This window comes from Obesumbacterium proteus (genome assembly GCF_001586165.1).
GTDB classification, from domain to species: domain Bacteria; phylum Pseudomonadota; class Gammaproteobacteria; order Enterobacterales; family Enterobacteriaceae; genus Hafnia; species Hafnia protea.
Map to the genome: position 1 here is coordinate 2,524,984 of NZ_CP014608.1, position 16,779 is coordinate 2,541,762.

Consider the following 16,779-nt stretch of genomic DNA (forward strand, 5'->3'; position numbering starts at 1 on the left):
GGAAAATAAAGCACGTTAAGCCGGTGGCAGTGGTCGCAACGGTCTGAACTTGCCTGCGCCGACCTTGGTGCTGCTGCGCCAGAGGTAATCGCCGGTCAGATTGATGTGTTCCCACCCCAGCGGTGACAGGTATTGAAACAGCGTCTCGTCTACCGGTTTGCCGTGCCCGTTCAAAGCATTGGTTGCCCGTTCCAGATAGGCCGTGTTCCACAACACGATGGCCGCCGTCACCAGATTGAGGCCGCTGGCTCGGTAGCGTTGTTGCTCAAAGCTGCGGTCGCGGATTTCACCCAATCGGTAGAAAAAGACAGCCCTGGCCAACGCGTTGCGCGCTTCGCCCTTATTCAGTCCGGCATTAACGCGGCGACGCAGCTCCACGCTTTGCAGCCAATCCAGTATGAACAGCGTGCGCTCAATGCGCCCCAGCTCGCGCAGTGCAACGGCCAGTCCGTTCTGACGCGGATAGCTGCCGAGCTTGCGCAACATCAGCGAGGCCGTCACCGTACCCTGCTTGATCGAGGTCGCGAGCCGCAAGATTTCATCCCAATGGGCGCGTATCTGCTTGATGTTCAGCCGGTCGCTGCTAATCATCGGCTTGAGCGCGTCATAGGCGGTATCGCTCTTTGGGATGAATAGCTTGGTGTCGCCCAGGTCTCGGATACGTGGCGCGAATCGGAAGCCCAGTAGGTGCATCAGGCCGAAGACATGATCGGTAAAGCCCGCTGTGTCGGTGTAGTGCTCCTCGATCCGCAAGTCCGACTCGTGGTACAGCAGGCCATCGAGCACATAGGTTGAATCACGCACGCCGACGTTGACTACCTTGGTGCTGAAGGGCGCGTACTGGTCGGAGATATGGGTATAAAACGTCCGGCCTGGACTGCTTCCATACTTCGGGTTGATATGCCCGGTGCTCTCCGCTTTGCTGCCGGTTCTGAAATTTTGGCCATCCGACGATGACGTGGTGCCATCGCCCCAGTTTCCGGCAAAGGATTGCCGGAACTGCGCGTTGACCAGTTCGGCCAGCGCCGTTGAGTACGTTTCATCCCGGATGTGCCAGGCTTGCAGCCACGACAGCTTGGCGTAAGTCGTGCCTGGGCAGGACTCGGCCATCTTGGTTAGCCCAAGATTGATGCCATCAGCCAGGATCGTCGTCAGCAGCAAGGTTTTGTCCTTGGCCGTGTCGCCGGTCTTCAGATGCGTGAAATGCCGGGTGAAGCCTGTCCACTCATCAACTTCCATCAGCAGTTCGGTAATCTTGACGTGTGGCAGCAGCATCGCCGACTGGTCGATTAGGGCTTGTGCGGTCTCCGGCACCGCCGCGTCCAGCGGCGTGATCTTCAGGCCGGACTCGGTAATGATGGCATCCGGCAGATCATTGGCCGCCGCCATGCGGTTGACGGTGGCAAGCTGCTGTTCCAGCAATGCCAGTCGGTCGTGCAAATACTGATCGCAATCGGTGGCCACTGCCAGCGACAATTCGTTGGCCAGCTTCAGAGTAGCGAACTTCTCGGCCGGCACCAGGTACTCATCAAAGTCCTTGAACTGGCGCGAACCCTGCACCCAGACATCGCCTGATCGCAGCGCGTTCTTTAGCTCTGACAGGGCGCACAGCTCGTAGTAGCGCCGGTCAATGCCATCGTCCGTGAGCACCAGTTTCGCCCAGCGTGGCTTGATGAATGCGGTCGGCGCGTCGGCGGGCACCTTGCGGGCGTTGTCGCTGTTCATGCCGCGAAGCACCTCGATGGCATCGAGTACGCCCTTGGCGGCTGGTGCCGCCCGTAACTTAAGTACGTCCAGGAACTGCGGCGCGTAGCGGCGCAACGTGGCGTAGCTTTCACCGATGCGATGCAGAAAGTCGAAGCTCTCCGGCTGCGCGAGCTTTTGCGCCTCCGTGACGCTGGCGGCGAAGGTATCCCACGGCATTACGGCCTCGATGGCGGCGAACGGATCGCCGCCGCTCTGTTTGGCTTCCAGCAAGGCTTGGCCGATGCGGCCATACATCCGCACCTTGTCATTGATCGCCTTGCCGGAAGCCTGAAACTGCTGCTGATGCTTGTTCTTGGCGGCGTTGAATAGTTTGCCAATGATGCGGTCGTGCAGGTCGATGATTTCGTCGGTGACGGTGGCCATGCCTTCAATGGCCAGCGAAACCAGAGTGGCATAGCGTCGTTGCATCTCGAACTTTGCCAGATCGGCAGGCGTCATCTGCCCACCCTCACGGGCGATCTTGAGCAGGCGGTTCTGGTGAACTTGTCGCTCGATGCCTGCGGGAAGGTCAAGCGCCTGCCAAGCCTTGAGGCGCTCGATGTGTTCAAGCATATGCCGAGAGTTCGGCTTGACGGGCGACTGGCGCAGCCATGCCAGCCACGTCAATTTGCTGCCGTCCTTGCGCTTGAGAAGTTCGTCCAGGCGCTGACGGTGGAGCGATAACAAAGAATCGGTCAACGCCGCGTAAATGCGCCGGTTGGCACGGGTGATGGCCTCGGCGCTCGCGCGCTCGATGGCATTCATGGCGGGCAGGATGATGCTCTGGCGCCGCAGGTTTTCGACAAGGGCGCTGGCCAGCACAATGCCTTTATCGGTCTGCAAGGCCAGCTCGGTCAATGTATGCACGGCTTGCCGGTAGTGACTCATGGTGAAGGGCTTGAACCCGAACACCGTTTGCAGCTCGACCAAGTGCTCCCGCCGCGTCTGCTCGCGCTGGCCGTAATCGTTCCAACTTTCCACCGGCACCTTGAGTTGTGCGGCCACCATGCGCAACAGGGGCGGAAACGGAGGCTCATCGATGCCCAAGAAGATGCCAGGGAATCGCAAGTAGCAAAGCTGCACGGCGAAGCCCAATCGATTCGCAGCGCCGCGACGCTGGCGGATCACCGATAGGTCGGTTTCGTTGAACGTGTAGTGCCGTATCAGTTCGTCTTTGGCATCTGGTAGTGCCAGCAGGCTTTCGCGCTCGGTGGCGGACAGGATTGAGCGGCGCGGCATGATCAGTCTTCCCGCAGGTACTGGTACAAGGTTTCGCGACTGATGCCGAAGTCACGGGCCACCAAGGTTTTTTGATCGCCTGCCGCGACTCGCTGTTTCAACTTGGCAATTTGTTCGCTGTTCAGCGATTTCTTTCGTCCCCGGTAGGCACCGCGCTGCTTGGCCAGCACGATTCCCTCGCGCTGGCGTTCGCGGATCAGTGCGCGCTCGAACTCCGCAAAAGCCCCCATGACCGACAGCATCAAATTGGCCATCGGTGAGTCATCGCCGGTGAACGCCAGCCCTTCTTTGACAAACTCCATCCGCACGCCCCGTTGTGTCAGCCCCTGAACGATGCGGCGCAGGTCATCGAGATTGCGTGCCAACCTGTCCATGCTGTGCACCACCACGGTGTCGCCCTCGCGCACAAAGGCCAGCAGCCTTTCAAGTTCGGGACGTTGCGTGTCCTTGCCGGAAGCCTTATCGGTGAATACCTTACCGACTTCGATTTGCTCCAGTTGCCGATCAGGGTTCTGGTCGAAGCTGCTGACGCGGATATAGCCAATGCGTTGACCTTGCAAGGTGCCTCCAAAGGTAAAAGTGTCAGGATGAAATCTATTACCCTTGGCGGCTTGTGTCAATAAATACAAACTACAACTCTATTCTGACGTGCTTTGCGCCAAGCATCTGACATCAGGTTAGGGTATAGCTTAACCGGACACCTCGGCCTCTGTGCCTTTACTGCTTTTCGGTACAACCGTCAAGAACAGGCAGAGCGCTCCGATAGTTATCGCCACATCAGCGAGGTTGAAGGCGGGCCAGTGCGCAAGTCGCCAATGGAAGTCAAGGAAATCAACAACCTGTCCACGCAGCACACGATCCGCGACATTGCCCAGCGCACCGCCGAGGATCAGGCTGTATCCCATCGCTTCGAGACGGGGCAATTGCTGGCACAGCATGCGTCCCAGCCAAGCAGAAACGACCAGGCCCAGCGTGATGAAAAAGTAACGTTGCCAGCCGCCAGCGTTCGCCAGAAAGCTGAATGCCGCGCCGGGATTCAGGACATGGACGAAGTTGAAGAAGGGCGTGACTTCGACCTGTTCACCGTAGGCAAACGTGCGGGTGATGGCGAACTTTGCGAGCTGATCTGTCATGACAGCACTGGCGGCCACTGCGAACCAGACCCAAGTCGATGTGCGGCGAGCCGATTGCCACACAGGGGCGGCCAGCGGCATCAGCCACCCGGCGAGCGCCGTGCAACTCAATCCAAGTACCCACCCCGCCAGCACATCGGCAGGAAAGTGCATTCCGGCTGCGATGCGTGACCAACCGACCAATGCGGCGTACAACACCAAGCCGATGCGGCCACGACGGCCTATCAAAGGCCAGAGCGCGCCGACCACCAGCGCGGCATAGGTGGCATGCCCGCTGGGCAGGCTGTAGTGTCGTTCGATGCCCCCGATAACGCGCACCATGTCGCCAAAAACGGCAGGCGGGCGTGGAAAGTCGATCCATGGCTTCAAGATGGTGGCGACGAGAAATGCCAACGCAAAGGCCACGCTAAAGACTCTGAGTCTGTACCGGATGGCATCGGCCCGCGTTGGGTCAGGTGCCGACTTTGACCATCCCCACATCGCCAAGAGCATCAGTGGTGCAGTCCAGTAGTTGCCTATCACAAGGTTGAAGAACGATGCCAGCGGTTCCAGCGCTGCAGGTGTGCTCATGTTGATGGCTTGGAACAACGCGATGTTCAGACCACCCCAGTCGTAGAGAAAGAATTTCCAGCTCATTTGCGCAACAGCCTCAAGCCATTGCCAACGACGAGCAAGCTGGCCCCCATATCAGCAAACACCGCCATCCACATGGTCGCTTGACCCGTGAAGGTCAGCACCAGAAATACTGCCTTGATGCCAAGGGCCAGCACAATGTTTTGCATCAGCACCTGCGCCGTCGCACGCGACAGGCGCACGAAGGTCGGAATCTTGCCCAGGTTGTCGTCCATCAGGGCCACGTCAGCGGTCTCGATGGCGGTATCTGTGCCAGCCGCTCCCATGGCAAAGCCGATGTCCGCACGCGCCAAGGCCGGGGCATCGTTGATGCCATCACCGACCATGCCGACCTTGCCCTTTATGGCCAGTAGCTCAACTTCGCGCAGTTTGTCGTCTGGGAGCAGATTGCCTTGCGCACGGTCGATCCCGGCTTGTGCGGCAATGGCCTGTGCCGTGTGGGGGTTGTCGCCGGTCAGCATCATGGTGTTGATGCCCAGTGCATGAAGCTCGGCAATGGCGCTCCTGCTGCTTTCCTTGATGGTGTCCGCTACGGCAAATAAGGCATGAACCCCTTTTGCGCTGACCAACATCACGACAGTTTTACCCATGGTTTCCAGCGCCGCGATGCGCTGTTCCAGCTCGGGAGTACGCTGCCCCAGCTCTTCTAGCATCCGCTGGTTGCCAAGATGGTAGGTTTCACCGTTGATTTGGCCCTGCACACCCCGACCGGGCAGCGCGTTGAATTCGGCCACGTCGAGCAAGGCAACCCCGTCCGTCTGCGCGGCCTGTGCCACCGCCTTGGATACAGGGTGGTCCGAGCGGGCCGCCAGACTGGCAGCGATGCTGCGGCTGTCCGAGGCGAGTGCATTGCCCCATGTGACAAAGTCGGTCTGTGCGGGCTTGCCGTGCGTGATCGTGCCGGTCTTGTCCAGAGCCAGCCAGCGCAGCTTGCGGCCTTCTTCCAGATAGACGCCACCTTTGATGAGAATGCCGTGGCGGGCGGCGGCGGCCAGGCCGCTGACGATGCTGACCGGTGTAGAGATCACCAGTGCGCACGGGCAGGCGACCACCAGCAGAACCAATGCACGGTAGATCCAGTCGAGCCATGCCGCACCCATGAACAGCGGCGGCAACAACGCGACGGCGATGGCAACGCCGAATACAACGGGGGTGTACCAGCGGGCGAACTGATCGACAAAACGCTGAGTCGGCGCACGACTACCTTGCGCAGCCTCTACCGCGTGAATGATCCGGGCCAAAGTGGAGTTGTTGGCCAAGGCGGTGACGCGGTACTCGAACGAGCCGGATTCGTTGATCGTGCCAGCGAACACCGAATCACCGGGGGATTTTTCGACCGGGAGGCTTTCACCCGTGATCGGGGCTTGGTTGACGGCAGAGCGGCCTTCCAGCACCTCACCATCAAGGGCGATGCGCTCACCTGGTTTGACCCGGACGCGGGCGCCGATGGTGATTTGCTTGGCGCCCACCTCGCGCCATGTGCCGTCAGCCTGCTGTACCGTGGCCTGTTCCGGGGTCAGGTCGAGCAGGCCACGGATAGCGTTACGAGCGCGATCCAGCGATTTGGCTTCGATTACCTCGGCCAGCGCGAACAGTACCATCACCATTGCCGCTTCGGGCCAGTGGCCGATCAACATGGCACCCGTGACCGCAATCGACATGAGGGCGTTCATGTTGAGATTACGGTTCTTGAGCGCAATCCACCCCTTCTTGTAGGTGGAGAGGCCACCCGTGAAGACCGCGACAAGCGCCAGAACGACAACCGACCAGTGATTGCCGTTGTGGAGCCAGTAGACCGCCTCGGCCGCCGATGCAGTGACCAAGGAGATGCCCAGCGGCCACCAGTTGGTCGGCGTGGTCACAGGGGCGGCGGATGGAGATGCGACCTCTGCCGTGTCCACGACCTGCGCCTCGAATCCAAGCGCTTGCAGTGCCACGAGCACGTCTGGCAGAACCTGGTTCGCATGGCGTACCGACAGCGTGCGCTGCATCAGGTTGAAATCGAGATCAGCAACACCGGCCACGGTGCCGAGCTTGTTGCGGATCAACGTCTCTTCGGTCGGGCAATCCATCTTGGCAATGGACAGCTTGGTCGTCTGCTCGGCCGACGCCTGATCCATGCGCACAGCTTGCATGCCGATGGCCTTCAGCGCCTGCTCGACGGGAGACAACGAAGGCAATTCGTGTCGCACGGCCAAGGTACGTTGCATCAGGTTGAATTCAAGACCCGCCACCCCCGCCAGACCGGCCAGTTTGCTTCGGATCAGCGCCTCTTCGGTCGGGCAATCCATGTTCTCGATGCGGTACACCGCTTGAGCCGATCCGGTTGCCAGCGGGGCCGGTGCCGTGGGTTGGATGATCGGCTCAGTCGTGCAGCCACACCCCTTTGAAGCGCATTCGCTCATGAGTAACTCCTGAAAATCTTCTATTCAGCCTCCATTAAAATCTCTATAGTCACTATAGAGTCAAGTGATAATTGGAGATTGATGCATGGAAATCAGAATTGGCGACCTCGCCAAGCGCTCTGGGTGCGAGGTCGTGACCATCCGCTACTACGAGAAGGAAGGGCTACTGCCGAAGCCAGCGCGAAGCGGTGGCAACTTCCAGCTGTACGGTGAGGTGCACATTGAGCGCTTGCAATTCATCCGTCATTGCCGTTCGCTCGACATGACGTTGAGCGAGATTCGCGCATTGCTGGGTCTGCGAGACAACCCGATGCAGGACTGTGGGGAGGTCAACACGCTGCTGGAGGCCCATATTCAACAGGTGGAAATGCGTGTGTCCGCGCTGTTGCAGTTAAAACGGCACTTGGTTGATTTGCGCGAGAAGTGTTCTGGCTCTCGATCTGTAGAGGCGTGCGGCATTTTGCAAGGGTTGGGCAATTGCAATTGCCATGGTGAAAGTGCCACGAACAGTCAAACATCTGGGTAAGTAAGGGCTTAGCGTGCTTTATTTTCCGTTTTCTGAGGCGACCCCAGGTTGCGCCTAGGCTTGCTAAATCACGTTCGCGCAGATTGAAACGCTGCTTTGCCAGCACCACAATGCTGCGGCCTTCCGGCGTTTCATCGGCCAGCGAAGCGAGCTGTGCCGCGCTGGCAAGCTCTTCCTCACTCACGCCGGGAACGGGTAAAAACTCGGTCGCCTGACGGTTGCCCAGCGTGATGGTGCCCGTTTTATCCAACAGCAACACATCGACGTCACCGGCGGCTTCCACGGCGCGCCCGCTGGTAGCAATGACGTTTGCGCCCAGCATGCGGCTCATACCCGCCACACCAATGGCTGACAGCAGGCCGCCAATGGTGGTTGGAATTAAACAGACCAACAGAGCAACCAGCACGGTAATGGTGACCGGAACCCCAACGTGGCTGGCCTGCGCGCTAAATAGCGAGAAGGGATAAAGCGTTGCCGTAGCCAGTAAAAACACCAGCGTTAACGCAATAAGTAAAATGGTCAGCGCGATTTCGTTCGGGGTTTTACGCCGTTTGGCACCTTCAACCATCGCAATCATGCGGTCGAGGAAGGTTTCACCAGGGTTAACGGTGCATTGGATCACCAGCCAATCCGACAGAATACGCGTGCCGCCGGTGACGGAAGAAAAGTCGCCGCCGGATTCGCGAATGACCGGCGCTGATTCGCCGGTTATCGCGCTTTCGTCAACTGAGGCACCGCCTTCCAACACTTCACCATCGCAGGGAATGGTGTCACCGGCTTCAACCAGCACAATATCGCCTTTGCGCAGAGAGTCAGCGGATACTTTTTCCTGCTGAGAATCATGCTGCTGCGAGGCCAGTTTTTTAGCCCAACTGGTTTTTTTCACGCCTTTGAGACTTTCGGCCTGCGCTTTGCTGCGTCCTTCTGCCAGAGCTTCGGCAAAGTTAGCAAACAGAACCGTAAACCAAAGCCAAATCGCTACGCTTCCAGTAAATGCGGCGCTGCCGTCACTTTGCCCGCTGAGAATGGAGATCCAGATAATGGTGGTGAGAATACTGCCCAAATACACCACGAACATGACCGGATTGCGCCACTGCACGCGGGGATCGAGTTTTTTAACAGCATCTTTGATAGCGGTACGGACCAGTTTTGGTTCGAACAACGCGCGTTGTTTACGAGTCATTATTTTATCTCTCAACGTGTTAACCAAACTTGCAGGTGTTCAGCTACCGGCCCCAGCGCCAGTGCTGGAATAAACGTTAATGCGCCGACCAATAAAATGGTGCCAACCAGCAATCCAATGAACAGTGCACCTTGAGTCGGGAGCGTTCCGTTTCCGGCGGGTTGACGTTTTTTTGCGACTAAAGAACCTGCAATCGCCATCACCGGAATGATGACGCCGAAGCGGCCAAGGAACATGGCAATCGCTAACAGAACGTTATAGAACGGCGTATTCACACTCAGACCGGCGAAAGCGCTGCCGTTGTTGTTAGCCGCTGAAGAAAGGGCATAAAGCACCTCGCTAAACCCATGCGCGCCCGGATTAAGAATGCCGGCGCGGCCTGCGTCGGTCATCAGCGCAACGGCAGAGCCAATCAGCACCAGCGCAGGGGTAACCAAAATGGCCACCGCGGTCATTTTCATATCGAAAACTTCGATTTTTTTGCCGAGATATTCAGGTGTACGGCCAATCATCAAACCGGCAATAAATACCGTCAGCAGCACGAAGAGCAGCATGCCGTAGAGACCAGAACCTACGCCGCCAAAGACGACTTCACCGATCTGCATCAGCCACATGGGCACCATGCCGCCGAGCGCCGTGAAGGAATCATGCATGGCATTCACCGCGCCGCAGGATGCGGCGGTAGTGACAACCGAATACATCGCCGTTGCCAGAATGCCAAAGCGCGTTTCTTTCCCTTCCATATTGAAATTACTGGCCGCGCCAAAATCGGATAAATGCGGGTTTCCCTGTAGCTCTGCGTACATCACCACGATAACGGCCACCACAAAAATCAGGCTCATGGCCCACAGCAGCGTGTGGCCTTGGCGGTTTTCTCCCACCGCTTGTCCGAAGGCAAAACAGAGCGCGGCAGGGATCAAGAAGATCGCCAGCATTTGCACCATATTGCTCAGTGCGGTTGGGTTTTCGAATGGATGTGCTGAGTTTGCGCCAAAGAAACCGCCGTCGTTGGTGCCGAGTAATTTAATGGCTTCCTGTGAGGCCACCGGCCCCATAGGCAAAAGCTGAGTACCGCCCTCCAGCGTATGCACTGTGATATAGCTATGTAGGTTTTGCAGCACGCCTTGGCTGACGAAAAACAGTGCCAGAATGAGCGACAGCGGCAGAAGAACGTAAAGCGTCACGCGGAACAGATCGACCCACGCATTACCTAACGTGCTTGCCGAGTGGCGAGCAAACCCGCGGATCAGCGCAAAGACCACGGCAATTCCCGTTGCGGCAGAAAGGAAGTTTTGTACGCTCAATCCAACCATTTGGCTGAAATAGCTCAAGGTGTTTTCGCCGCTGTATGCCTGCCAGTTGGTGTTAGTCACGAAACTGACCGCGGTATTCAGCGCGAGGTGCCAAGACATTCCTGGCATCTGCTGTGGGTTCAGCGGCAATATGCCTTGGGCCATGAGTAGAGTGAAGAGCAGCAAAATGCCCAGTAGGTTAAAGGCGATTATCGCGAGCAAATACTGTAGCCAGCTCATTTCCTGTGGCTGGATGCCACAGCAACGCCAAAAACCATTTTCAATGCCGCGTAGGGCAACAAAGGGTTCGCCATCGATCAGGCGAGCCAATACCCTTCCCAAAGGCAATGCCAAGGCAAAAAGCACCAGCAGAAATACCGCGATCATCAGAAACGCAGAAGCAGCCATCAGAATTCCTCCGCGTTAAATAATGCATAAATCAGATAAGCCAGCAGCAATACAACTAAGACTGCACAGGCAATCACCCCGATATTCATACAACCTCTCCAAAGGCATTTTTGATACTGCTTAGCCTAGGTAACTTAGGGAATAAATAGCGTAAAAAGGCAGGGGATGGGTGTAAAAAAAGTATAAAAATGATGAAAAAACAGTCGATATCTGAGTGTTTTGCAAGCGTAGTGTCGTTCAATGAAAAAGCGTGGAATGCGTTTCGCAAATCTTATTGGAGCCGCTGGCATCGCTTTTCACCTGCTACTAGGGTGATGCAAATCCGTGGAGTGATGAGGAAAGAAGGGATGCTGACGGCTTATCAGATAAATACATTTTTATATGCGGTATTACAGCAGGCGCAGGCCGCTCTGCAACAACAGGATATCCAACGCTTTGTTTGTGATGCTGTGGAGGCGTCTCGACATGGGGCGGTGGCTGAACGTGCGCCAACGGCGCAGCTGCTGTCTGCGTTACCTTTTAACCGTCAGCTAAAAAGGCTACAGGCTAGCGGCAAAGAGCAGGCTTTTTTTGTCTGGAAAATGCTGTGCCTTCCTTTGAAGCAATTCCCGAGCTCAGGAAGGCTGGTGTTAAATCAGCAAACGGATGAACCTGAATTAAATCGGCGGTTAAAAAATCTCGCCGTAGAGCTGGGCCCTGTTGAGCTGCGGATACTGAGGGGCACTCCATGGCTCGTACTGTATTTATTTAATGGTCGCGAAGTGTGTTTGCTGCGTTTACTCGATGCGTCGCTGTTTAGTGACGCCTTTTTGAATAGCTATTTTTCATAAGCGAGGCATAAATGTTAAATAAAAGTATCAATAAAATAACTAATGTTAAGTTTTTATTTAACCATAAAGTAACAAAATTACATAAAGGCACAATGAAGGCGAAAAAAACAGCAAATATAGTGGTCGGATGAGTGGTAAACTTTCAGCGGATGGGGTAATATTTTGTTCAGATTACAGGCAAACTTAAATTTGAAACATTTTAATTTATAACGTCCGCTGCTTTAGTGCTCCCTTTGGGGAAACAGCTACGTTTTAAGGAGGACTCAATGTACCAACAGTATTCATTATCTCGCATTCTCCTGCGTCGTTGTGGCGTTGTTATTGCCGGTGTTTTGGCTCTGCCAGTGATGTTATTCCGCAGCGATCGCGCACGTTTTTATAGCTATCTGCACCGCGTTTGGTCTAAAACCAGCGATAAGCCGGTTTGGTTGGCGCAGTCGGAGCAGGTCACCGCTGATTTTTATTAATCGCTGCTAGCGAAACGGCAAACGTGAAGAAACCACCTCAATGCAGGTGGTTTTTTGCTATCTGGAACGATTAAAAGCAATTTTCTGCATCTGGTTTATCTTCGATTGTCCATATCCCTATCTTTTCTTGGTGTAATTCCTTCTCTTCAGCACCTACACTGAAAGTGCACAACCCATAAATATCAATAAATAGAGGTGCGCGATGTCAGATAAAATACCCGTTGGTGTGAGCGCCTGTTTGCTGGGCGAAAACGTTCGTTTTGATGGTGGCCACAAACGGTTACCGTTTGCGGTGGATGAGCTGTCTCCCTTTGTGCGTTTCGAAGCTGTGTGCCCCGAAATGGCGATTGGGTTACCGTCGCCACGCCCAACACTTCGTTTGATCAAACAGGGCGATGATGTGGCACTGGTTAACAGCCGTGATGGGGAAGGGGATGTGACGCAAAAAATGCGTGATTTCTCCAAACAGAAAGTGGCGAGCCTTGAACATCTGTGCGGCTACCTTGTTTGCGCTAAATCGCCCAGCTGTGGCATGGAAAGAGTGAAGGTGTATACCGAACATGACGCGCGTAAAAGCGGGGTCGGGATTTTCACCCAGCAGCTGATGGCGCATATGCCTTGGCTGCCGGTAGAAGAGGACGGCAGATTATATGACCCCGAACTACGAGAAAATTTTGTTGAGCGTATTTACGCGCTACACGAGTTTAACCAGCTGTGGAAAAGCGGTTTAACCCGTGGTGCGTTAGTGGCTTTCCACAGTCGCTATAAGCTATCTCTGCTGGCTCACTCACAGCCGGAATATCGCGAACTGGGGCGTTTTGTTGCGGCGATGGAGCAGTGGGAATCCTTAGATGAATACGCGCACGAATATCGAAATCGTTTTATGGCTTTGCTTAAGCATAAAGCCTCGCGCCGTAATCATACCAACGTGTTACAGCACGTTCAGGGCTATTTCCGTCGCCAGCTCACCAGCAGTCAGCGGCAGGAACTGGCCGATCTGATCCTGCGTTATCGGCAGGGAACTCAACCGCTGTTGGCGCCTATCACGCTGCTACGCCATTACCTCAAAGAATATCCAGACAGCTATTTAGCCGGGCAGCGTTATTTTGACCCTTACCCTGAAGTACTGCGTTTGCGGTATGGCCACTAGCATTGACAAGGAAAGGTAATGACTGTCACACATTTAGTTTGGTTTCGTAACGATCTACGGATAACGGATAATCGTGCGCTGCATACCGCCTGTCAGGATATGCACGCTAAGGTGATCGCGGTTTATATCGCGACGCCTGAGCAGTGGCAGCAACATGATATGGCGCCGCGTCAGGCGGCGTTTATTCAGCAAAATCTTGATTGCCTAGACGCTTCACTAGCAGAAAAAAATATCCCTCTTTTCTCTCATCAATGCGCGGATTTTGCCGAGAGCGTTGAGTGGCTCAGTGATTTTTGCCAGAAAAATAGCGTCACCGATCTATTTTACAACCGCCAATATGAACTGAATGAGCGACACCGTGACGACCGAGTCAGTGAGTTACTGCAAGGAAAGTGCACGCTGCATGCCTTTGATGACAGTTTGCTTCTGCCTCCCGGTAGCGTGGTGACCGGCAGCGGCGAAATGTATAAAGTGTTTACTCCGTTCCGTAAGTCTTTCCTACAACGCTTAACCCATTCAGATACACGCTGTTTGCCTGCCCCCAAACCGAGAGCGGATAAGGCTGAACGGCCGCCGATAGTGTCTATTGATTATCCCTTCGAGCAACCCGATCCGTCACTATTCCCTGCGGGAGAGGACGCCGCGTTACAGCGGTTACGGAGTTTCTGCCGAGAACGCGTGCAGGACTATCAGCAGCAGCGTGATATTCCGGCCATTGATGGCACGAGTTGCTTGTCGCCCTATCTGGCCATCGGCGTGCTGTCGCCACGCCAGTGCTTTAACCGGCTTTTGGCTGAATGTCCGCAAGCGTTGGAAGACGATCAAAGCGGCGCTTTTGTTTGGCTCAATGAGCTGGTTTGGCGCGAGTTTTATCGCCACCTGCTGGTGGCTTATCCCAAGCTGTGTCGGCATAAACCGTTTATTGCGTGGACAGACAATGTGCGCTGGAGCGGTGACGCCGATCATTTAGCGGCGTGGAAAGCGGGGAAAACCGGTTTTCCGATTGTGGATGCTGCGATGCGGCAATTAAACCAAACGGGGTGGATGCATAATCGACTGCGCATGATTGTCGCCAGCTTTTTAGTTAAAGATCTGTTGATAAACTGGCGAGCGGGAGAGTGCTATTTTATGTCTCAACTGCTGGACGGAGATTTGGCAGCGAATAACGGCGGTTGGCAGTGGGCGGCATCTTCAGGAACCGATGCGGCACCCTATTTTCGTATTTTTAACCCGACTACGCAGGGCGAGCGCTTTGACAAAAAGGGCGATTTTATTCGTCGCTGGCTGCCAGAGCTTGCGGATGTACCAGACAGTGATATTCATCACCCCCATCAATGGGCGATTAAACAAGGTCGCGTGTTAGACTACCCTGAACCACTGGTGGATCATGCCGTTGCACGTAAGCAAACCCTTCAAGCTTTTGAAGAGGCTAAGCGAGGCGCGGGCTGATATTTCCAGCCGCTTTTACTGCAAGGAGCACATAACAAATGCGAAAGACACTCATAGCTGTGGTGCTGGCGGGCTATTCCGCATTTACCTGGGCCAGTTTTGACGTTGTGGCGTTAGGCACTCAGGGAGGATTATCGGGAGATAACCTGACTTCGTACCTTATTCGCACCGAAGGGGATGCCCGCTATATTGCGTTAGATGCGGGCAGCACTTTACCCGGCATTGCGAAAGGCATTGAAAAAGGGAGTTTCCCAGACGTCACGCCAGAAAAAGCCGCACCGCTCACGCCGCAGGGCTACATTTTCCGTGAGCAGATTAACGCCTATTTCATCAGCCACCCCCATCTGGATCACGTTGCCGGTCTGATTTTGGGCTCGCCCGATGACAAAAAGAAGACTATCTATACCCTTGCCGACAGTGCGAATACGCTGCATAACCACTATTTCAACTGGAAAAGTTGGCCAAATTTCAGCGATGCAGGCAACGGTGAACGATTAGGCACTTATCGAATTAATTCGCCGCGTGTAGGCCAGACCTTTACGTTGGGCGTAACGCCGATGCGCGGAGTAATTTATCCGCTGAGCCATAATGGAACGGCATCGTCGATGCTATTGATTAGCGCGCGCGGGGAGTCTTTTGCCTACTTTGGCGATACCGGCGCTGACGCTGTAGAACGCTCTAAAAATCTGGATGCGATTTGGCGTGTTTTAGGGCCTCTCATCCAGCAAAAAGCGCTCAAAGGGATGATTATTGAAACGTCCTATGATGACGCGCAGCCTGACAATAAACTGCTTGGACATCTAACGCCCAAGTTGCTGCTTTCCGAGCTGACTCAGCTGGAGAAATACAGCGGCGGCGCAGGTTCGTTGAAAGATTTACCGATTGTGATTAGCCATATTAAACCCACGCTGGTGGCGGGGAAGGATCCGCAAGCGTTGATTCAGCAACAGCTGAGCGCAGGGAATTCATTGGGCGTGAAGTTTATGTTTATGCAACAGGGCGACAAAGCCGTTTTCTAATGATTAATCAAAATTTTTGTGACTAGACACTATGAATAATATTGAACTGGAAAAACTGCTCGATCAGCATCTTAGCGTTAATGATTTCCGTGACTATGCACCCAATGGTTTGCAGGTTGAGGGGCGACAGGAAATTAAGAAAGTCATTACCGGTGTGACCGCCTGTCAGGCTCTGCTCGACGCCGCCGTGGCGGAGCAGGCCGATGCTATTTTGGTGCACCACGGTTATTTCTGGAAAAACGATGCGCCAACCGTGCGCGGTATGCGTCGTCATCGTTTGAAAACGCTGCTGATTAATGACATTAACCTGTATGGCTACCATCTGCCGTTGGATGCCCATCCGGTGCTGGGCAACAATGCGCAGCTGGCGCGCGTGATGAAAATCAAGCCATTAGGGATGATCGATCCTTTGCTGCCTTACGGTGAGTTTGAGCAACCGATGAGCGCGGGTGAGGTGATTGGTCGTTTGGAGCGTAAGCTACAACATGCCGTGTTACACAGCGGAGATAATGCGCCACAGGAGATCCGTCGCGTTGCGTGGTGTACTGGCGGTGGTCAGAGCTATATTGAGCAGGCCGCTGAGTTTGGCGTTGACGCGTTTATTAGCGGTGAGGTTTCAGAGAAAACCATTCATATTGCACGTGAGATGGCGCTGCATTTCTTTGCGGCGGGTCATCATGCCACAGAGCGTGGCGGCATTCGTGCGTTAGGCGAGTGGTTAGCGGCGGAACATGGATTAGATGTGAAGTTTATTGATATCCCTAATCCAGCGTAAAAGCGTCATGCAGTAATGAGAAACACTCCGTTGCTATCGGTATTTGTTCGATAAAACCGATAACAACGGAGATAGAAATTTAGCTCTTTTTCACAAACTCAGATTTCAGCTTCATTTGGCCGAAACCGTCGATTTTACAATCGATGTTGTGGTCGCCTTCAACCAGACGAATTCCCTTCACTTTGGTGCCGATCTTCAGCATAGACGAGCTGCCTTTTACCTTCAGATCTTTGATTACGGTGACGGAATCGCCATCCACCAGCAGATTGCCGTTAGCGTCTTTCACCACCAGTTCATCGCTTTCTTCTGCCGGTGCGCTGTCATTCCATTCGTAAGCACATTCAGGGCAAATGTACATATCGTTGTCCTGATAGGTGTATTCAGAGTTGCACTTCGGGCAGTTTGGTAATTGCATGCTAAGGTCGCCTTTAACAGAAAATAAAAAAATGCAGCGCTGCTATTGTGATGATTGATCCCCACGGTCTTGGTGTCGTCTCAAGTCGGCTGGGGATCTAGCAGTGATT

Annotated in this window: 14 protein-coding genes and 1 pseudogene; 7 read left to right on the forward strand and 8 right to left on the reverse strand. The window is 54.7% G+C overall.

Going from position 1 to position 16,779, the window contains the following annotated elements:
* Positions 1-15: 15 nt before the first annotated feature.
* From DSM2777_RS12010 to DSM2777_RS12025, 4 genes are all read right to left on the reverse strand, one after another.
* Entirely contained in the window at positions 16-2,985 is a 2,970-nt protein-coding gene (locus tag DSM2777_RS12010) for a Tn3 family transposase (protein ID WP_050110602.1), read from the reverse strand.
* A 2-nt stretch (positions 2,986-2,987) separates the two neighbouring features.
* Positions 2,988-3,545, reverse strand: coding sequence for a recombinase family protein (locus tag DSM2777_RS12015; protein ID WP_004213590.1), 558 nt, complete (start codon positions 3,543-3,545; stop codon positions 2,988-2,990).
* Positions 3,546-3,674: 129 nt separating this feature from the next.
* Entirely contained in the window at positions 3,675-4,754 is a 1,080-nt protein-coding gene (gene lspA / locus DSM2777_RS12020; RefSeq protein ID WP_050136658.1) for a signal peptidase II, read from the reverse strand.
* Positions 4,751-7,156, reverse strand: coding sequence for a heavy metal translocating P-type ATPase (locus DSM2777_RS12025; RefSeq protein ID WP_011638891.1), 2,406 nt, complete (start codon positions 7,154-7,156; stop codon positions 4,751-4,753). The genes lspA and DSM2777_RS12025 overlap by 4 nt, the downstream gene beginning before the upstream one ends.
* 85 nt (positions 7,157-7,241) lie before the next feature.
* Between DSM2777_RS12025 and cadR the strand changes: the two genes are divergently transcribed.
* Positions 7,242-7,682: a Cd(II)/Pb(II)-responsive transcriptional regulator gene (gene cadR / locus DSM2777_RS23770; RefSeq protein WP_071889901.1), complete on the forward strand. Its 441-nt coding sequence runs from the start codon at positions 7,242-7,244 to the stop codon at positions 7,680-7,682.
* Between the two features lie 43 nt (positions 7,683-7,725).
* Here the strand turns inward: cadR and kdpB are convergent.
* The 3 genes and pseudogenes from kdpB to kdpF form a co-directional block, all read right to left on the reverse strand.
* Positions 7,726-8,865: pseudogene (gene kdpB, locus DSM2777_RS12030) on the reverse strand (potassium-transporting ATPase subunit KdpB); the annotation flags it as partial.
* Between the two features lie 11 nt (positions 8,866-8,876).
* Positions 8,877-10,565: a potassium-transporting ATPase subunit KdpA gene (kdpA, locus tag DSM2777_RS12035; protein ID WP_061554073.1), complete on the reverse strand. Its 1,689-nt coding sequence runs from the start codon at positions 10,563-10,565 to the stop codon at positions 8,877-8,879.
* Positions 10,565-10,654: a K(+)-transporting ATPase subunit F gene (gene kdpF / locus DSM2777_RS25170; RefSeq protein WP_038502049.1), complete on the reverse strand. Its 90-nt coding sequence runs from the start codon at positions 10,652-10,654 to the stop codon at positions 10,565-10,567. The genes kdpA and kdpF overlap by 1 nt, the downstream gene beginning before the upstream one ends.
* Before the next feature lie 258 nt (positions 10,655-10,912).
* On the opposite strand from kdpF, the gene DSM2777_RS12045 reads away from it, so the two are divergent.
* The 6 genes from DSM2777_RS12045 to DSM2777_RS12070 all read left to right on the forward strand — a co-directional run bounded on the left by DSM2777_RS12045 (position 10,913) and on the right by DSM2777_RS12070 (position 16,255).
* Complete coding sequence (locus tag DSM2777_RS12045) at positions 10,913-11,395, forward strand: hypothetical protein (RefSeq protein ID WP_061554074.1); 483 nt, start codon at positions 10,913-10,915, stop codon at positions 11,393-11,395.
* 266 nt (positions 11,396-11,661) lie between these two features.
* A complete protein-coding gene (locus tag DSM2777_RS12050; RefSeq protein WP_004096533.1) occupies positions 11,662-11,862 on the forward strand; it encodes a YbfA family protein in 201 nt (66 codons plus the stop codon).
* 202 nt (positions 11,863-12,064) lie between these two features.
* Entirely contained in the window at positions 12,065-13,012 is a 948-nt protein-coding gene (locus tag DSM2777_RS12055) for a YbgA family protein (protein WP_061554075.1), read from the forward strand.
* Between the two features lie 18 nt (positions 13,013-13,030).
* Positions 13,031-14,461, forward strand: a complete 1,431-nt coding sequence (gene phrB / locus DSM2777_RS12060; RefSeq protein ID WP_061554076.1) for a deoxyribodipyrimidine photo-lyase — start codon at positions 13,031-13,033, stop codon at positions 14,459-14,461.
* Between the two features lie 38 nt (positions 14,462-14,499).
* Positions 14,500-15,480 carry an MBL fold metallo-hydrolase gene (locus tag DSM2777_RS12065; protein ID WP_043491874.1) on the forward strand — a complete coding sequence of 327 codons (981 nt, stop codon included), beginning with the start codon at positions 14,500-14,502 and terminating at the stop codon, positions 15,478-15,480.
* Between the two features lie 31 nt (positions 15,481-15,511).
* Entirely contained in the window at positions 15,512-16,255 is a 744-nt protein-coding gene (locus tag DSM2777_RS12070; protein ID WP_061554077.1) for a type 2 GTP cyclohydrolase I, read from the forward strand.
* 79 nt (positions 16,256-16,334) lie between these two features.
* On the opposite strand, the gene DSM2777_RS12075 is transcribed toward DSM2777_RS12070, so the two are convergent.
* Positions 16,335-16,670 carry a zinc ribbon domain-containing protein YjdM gene (locus DSM2777_RS12075; RefSeq protein ID WP_025800696.1) on the reverse strand — a complete coding sequence of 112 codons (336 nt, stop codon included), beginning with the start codon at positions 16,668-16,670 and terminating at the stop codon, positions 16,335-16,337.
* Between the last annotated feature and the right edge of the window lie 109 nt (positions 16,671-16,779).

What these genes read in the sequence shown, in the direction of transcription:
- DSM2777_RS12055 (WP_061554075.1), top strand. Translation starts at nt 12,065, where the DNA reads ATGTCAGATAAAATACCCGTTGGTGTGAGCGCCTGTTTGCTGGGCGAA.
- DSM2777_RS12075 (WP_025800696.1), bottom strand. Translation starts at nt 16,670, where the DNA reads ATGCAATTACCAAACTGCCCGAAGTGCAACTCTGAATACACCTATCAG.
- DSM2777_RS12045 (WP_061554074.1), top strand. Translation starts at nt 10,913, where the DNA reads ATGCTGACGGCTTATCAGATAAATACATTTTTATATGCGGTATTACAG.
- kdpA (WP_061554073.1), bottom strand. Translation starts at nt 10,565, where the DNA reads ATGGCTGCTTCTGCGTTTCTGATGATCGCGGTATTTCTGCTGGTGCTT.
- DSM2777_RS12025 (WP_011638891.1), bottom strand. Translation starts at nt 7,156, where the DNA reads ATGAGCGAATGCGCTTCAAAGGGGTGTGGCTGCACGACTGAGCCGATC.
- DSM2777_RS12070 (WP_061554077.1), top strand. Translation starts at nt 15,512, where the DNA reads ATGAATAATATTGAACTGGAAAAACTGCTCGATCAGCATCTTAGCGTT.
- phrB (WP_061554076.1), top strand. Translation starts at nt 13,031, where the DNA reads ATGACTGTCACACATTTAGTTTGGTTTCGTAACGATCTACGGATAACG.
- DSM2777_RS12010 (WP_050110602.1), bottom strand. Translation starts at nt 2,985, where the DNA reads ATGCCGCGCCGCTCAATCCTGTCCGCCACCGAGCGCGAAAGCCTGCTG.
- cadR (WP_071889901.1), top strand. Translation starts at nt 7,242, where the DNA reads ATGGAAATCAGAATTGGCGACCTCGCCAAGCGCTCTGGGTGCGAGGTC.
- DSM2777_RS12065 (WP_043491874.1), top strand. Translation starts at nt 14,500, where the DNA reads ATGCGAAAGACACTCATAGCTGTGGTGCTGGCGGGCTATTCCGCATTT.
- DSM2777_RS12050 (WP_004096533.1), top strand. Translation starts at nt 11,662, where the DNA reads ATGTACCAACAGTATTCATTATCTCGCATTCTCCTGCGTCGTTGTGGC.
- kdpF (WP_038502049.1), bottom strand. Translation starts at nt 10,654, where the DNA reads ATGAATATCGGGGTGATTGCCTGTGCAGTCTTAGTTGTATTGCTGCTG.
- lspA (WP_050136658.1), bottom strand. Translation starts at nt 4,754, where the DNA reads ATGAGCTGGAAATTCTTTCTCTACGACTGGGGTGGTCTGAACATCGCG.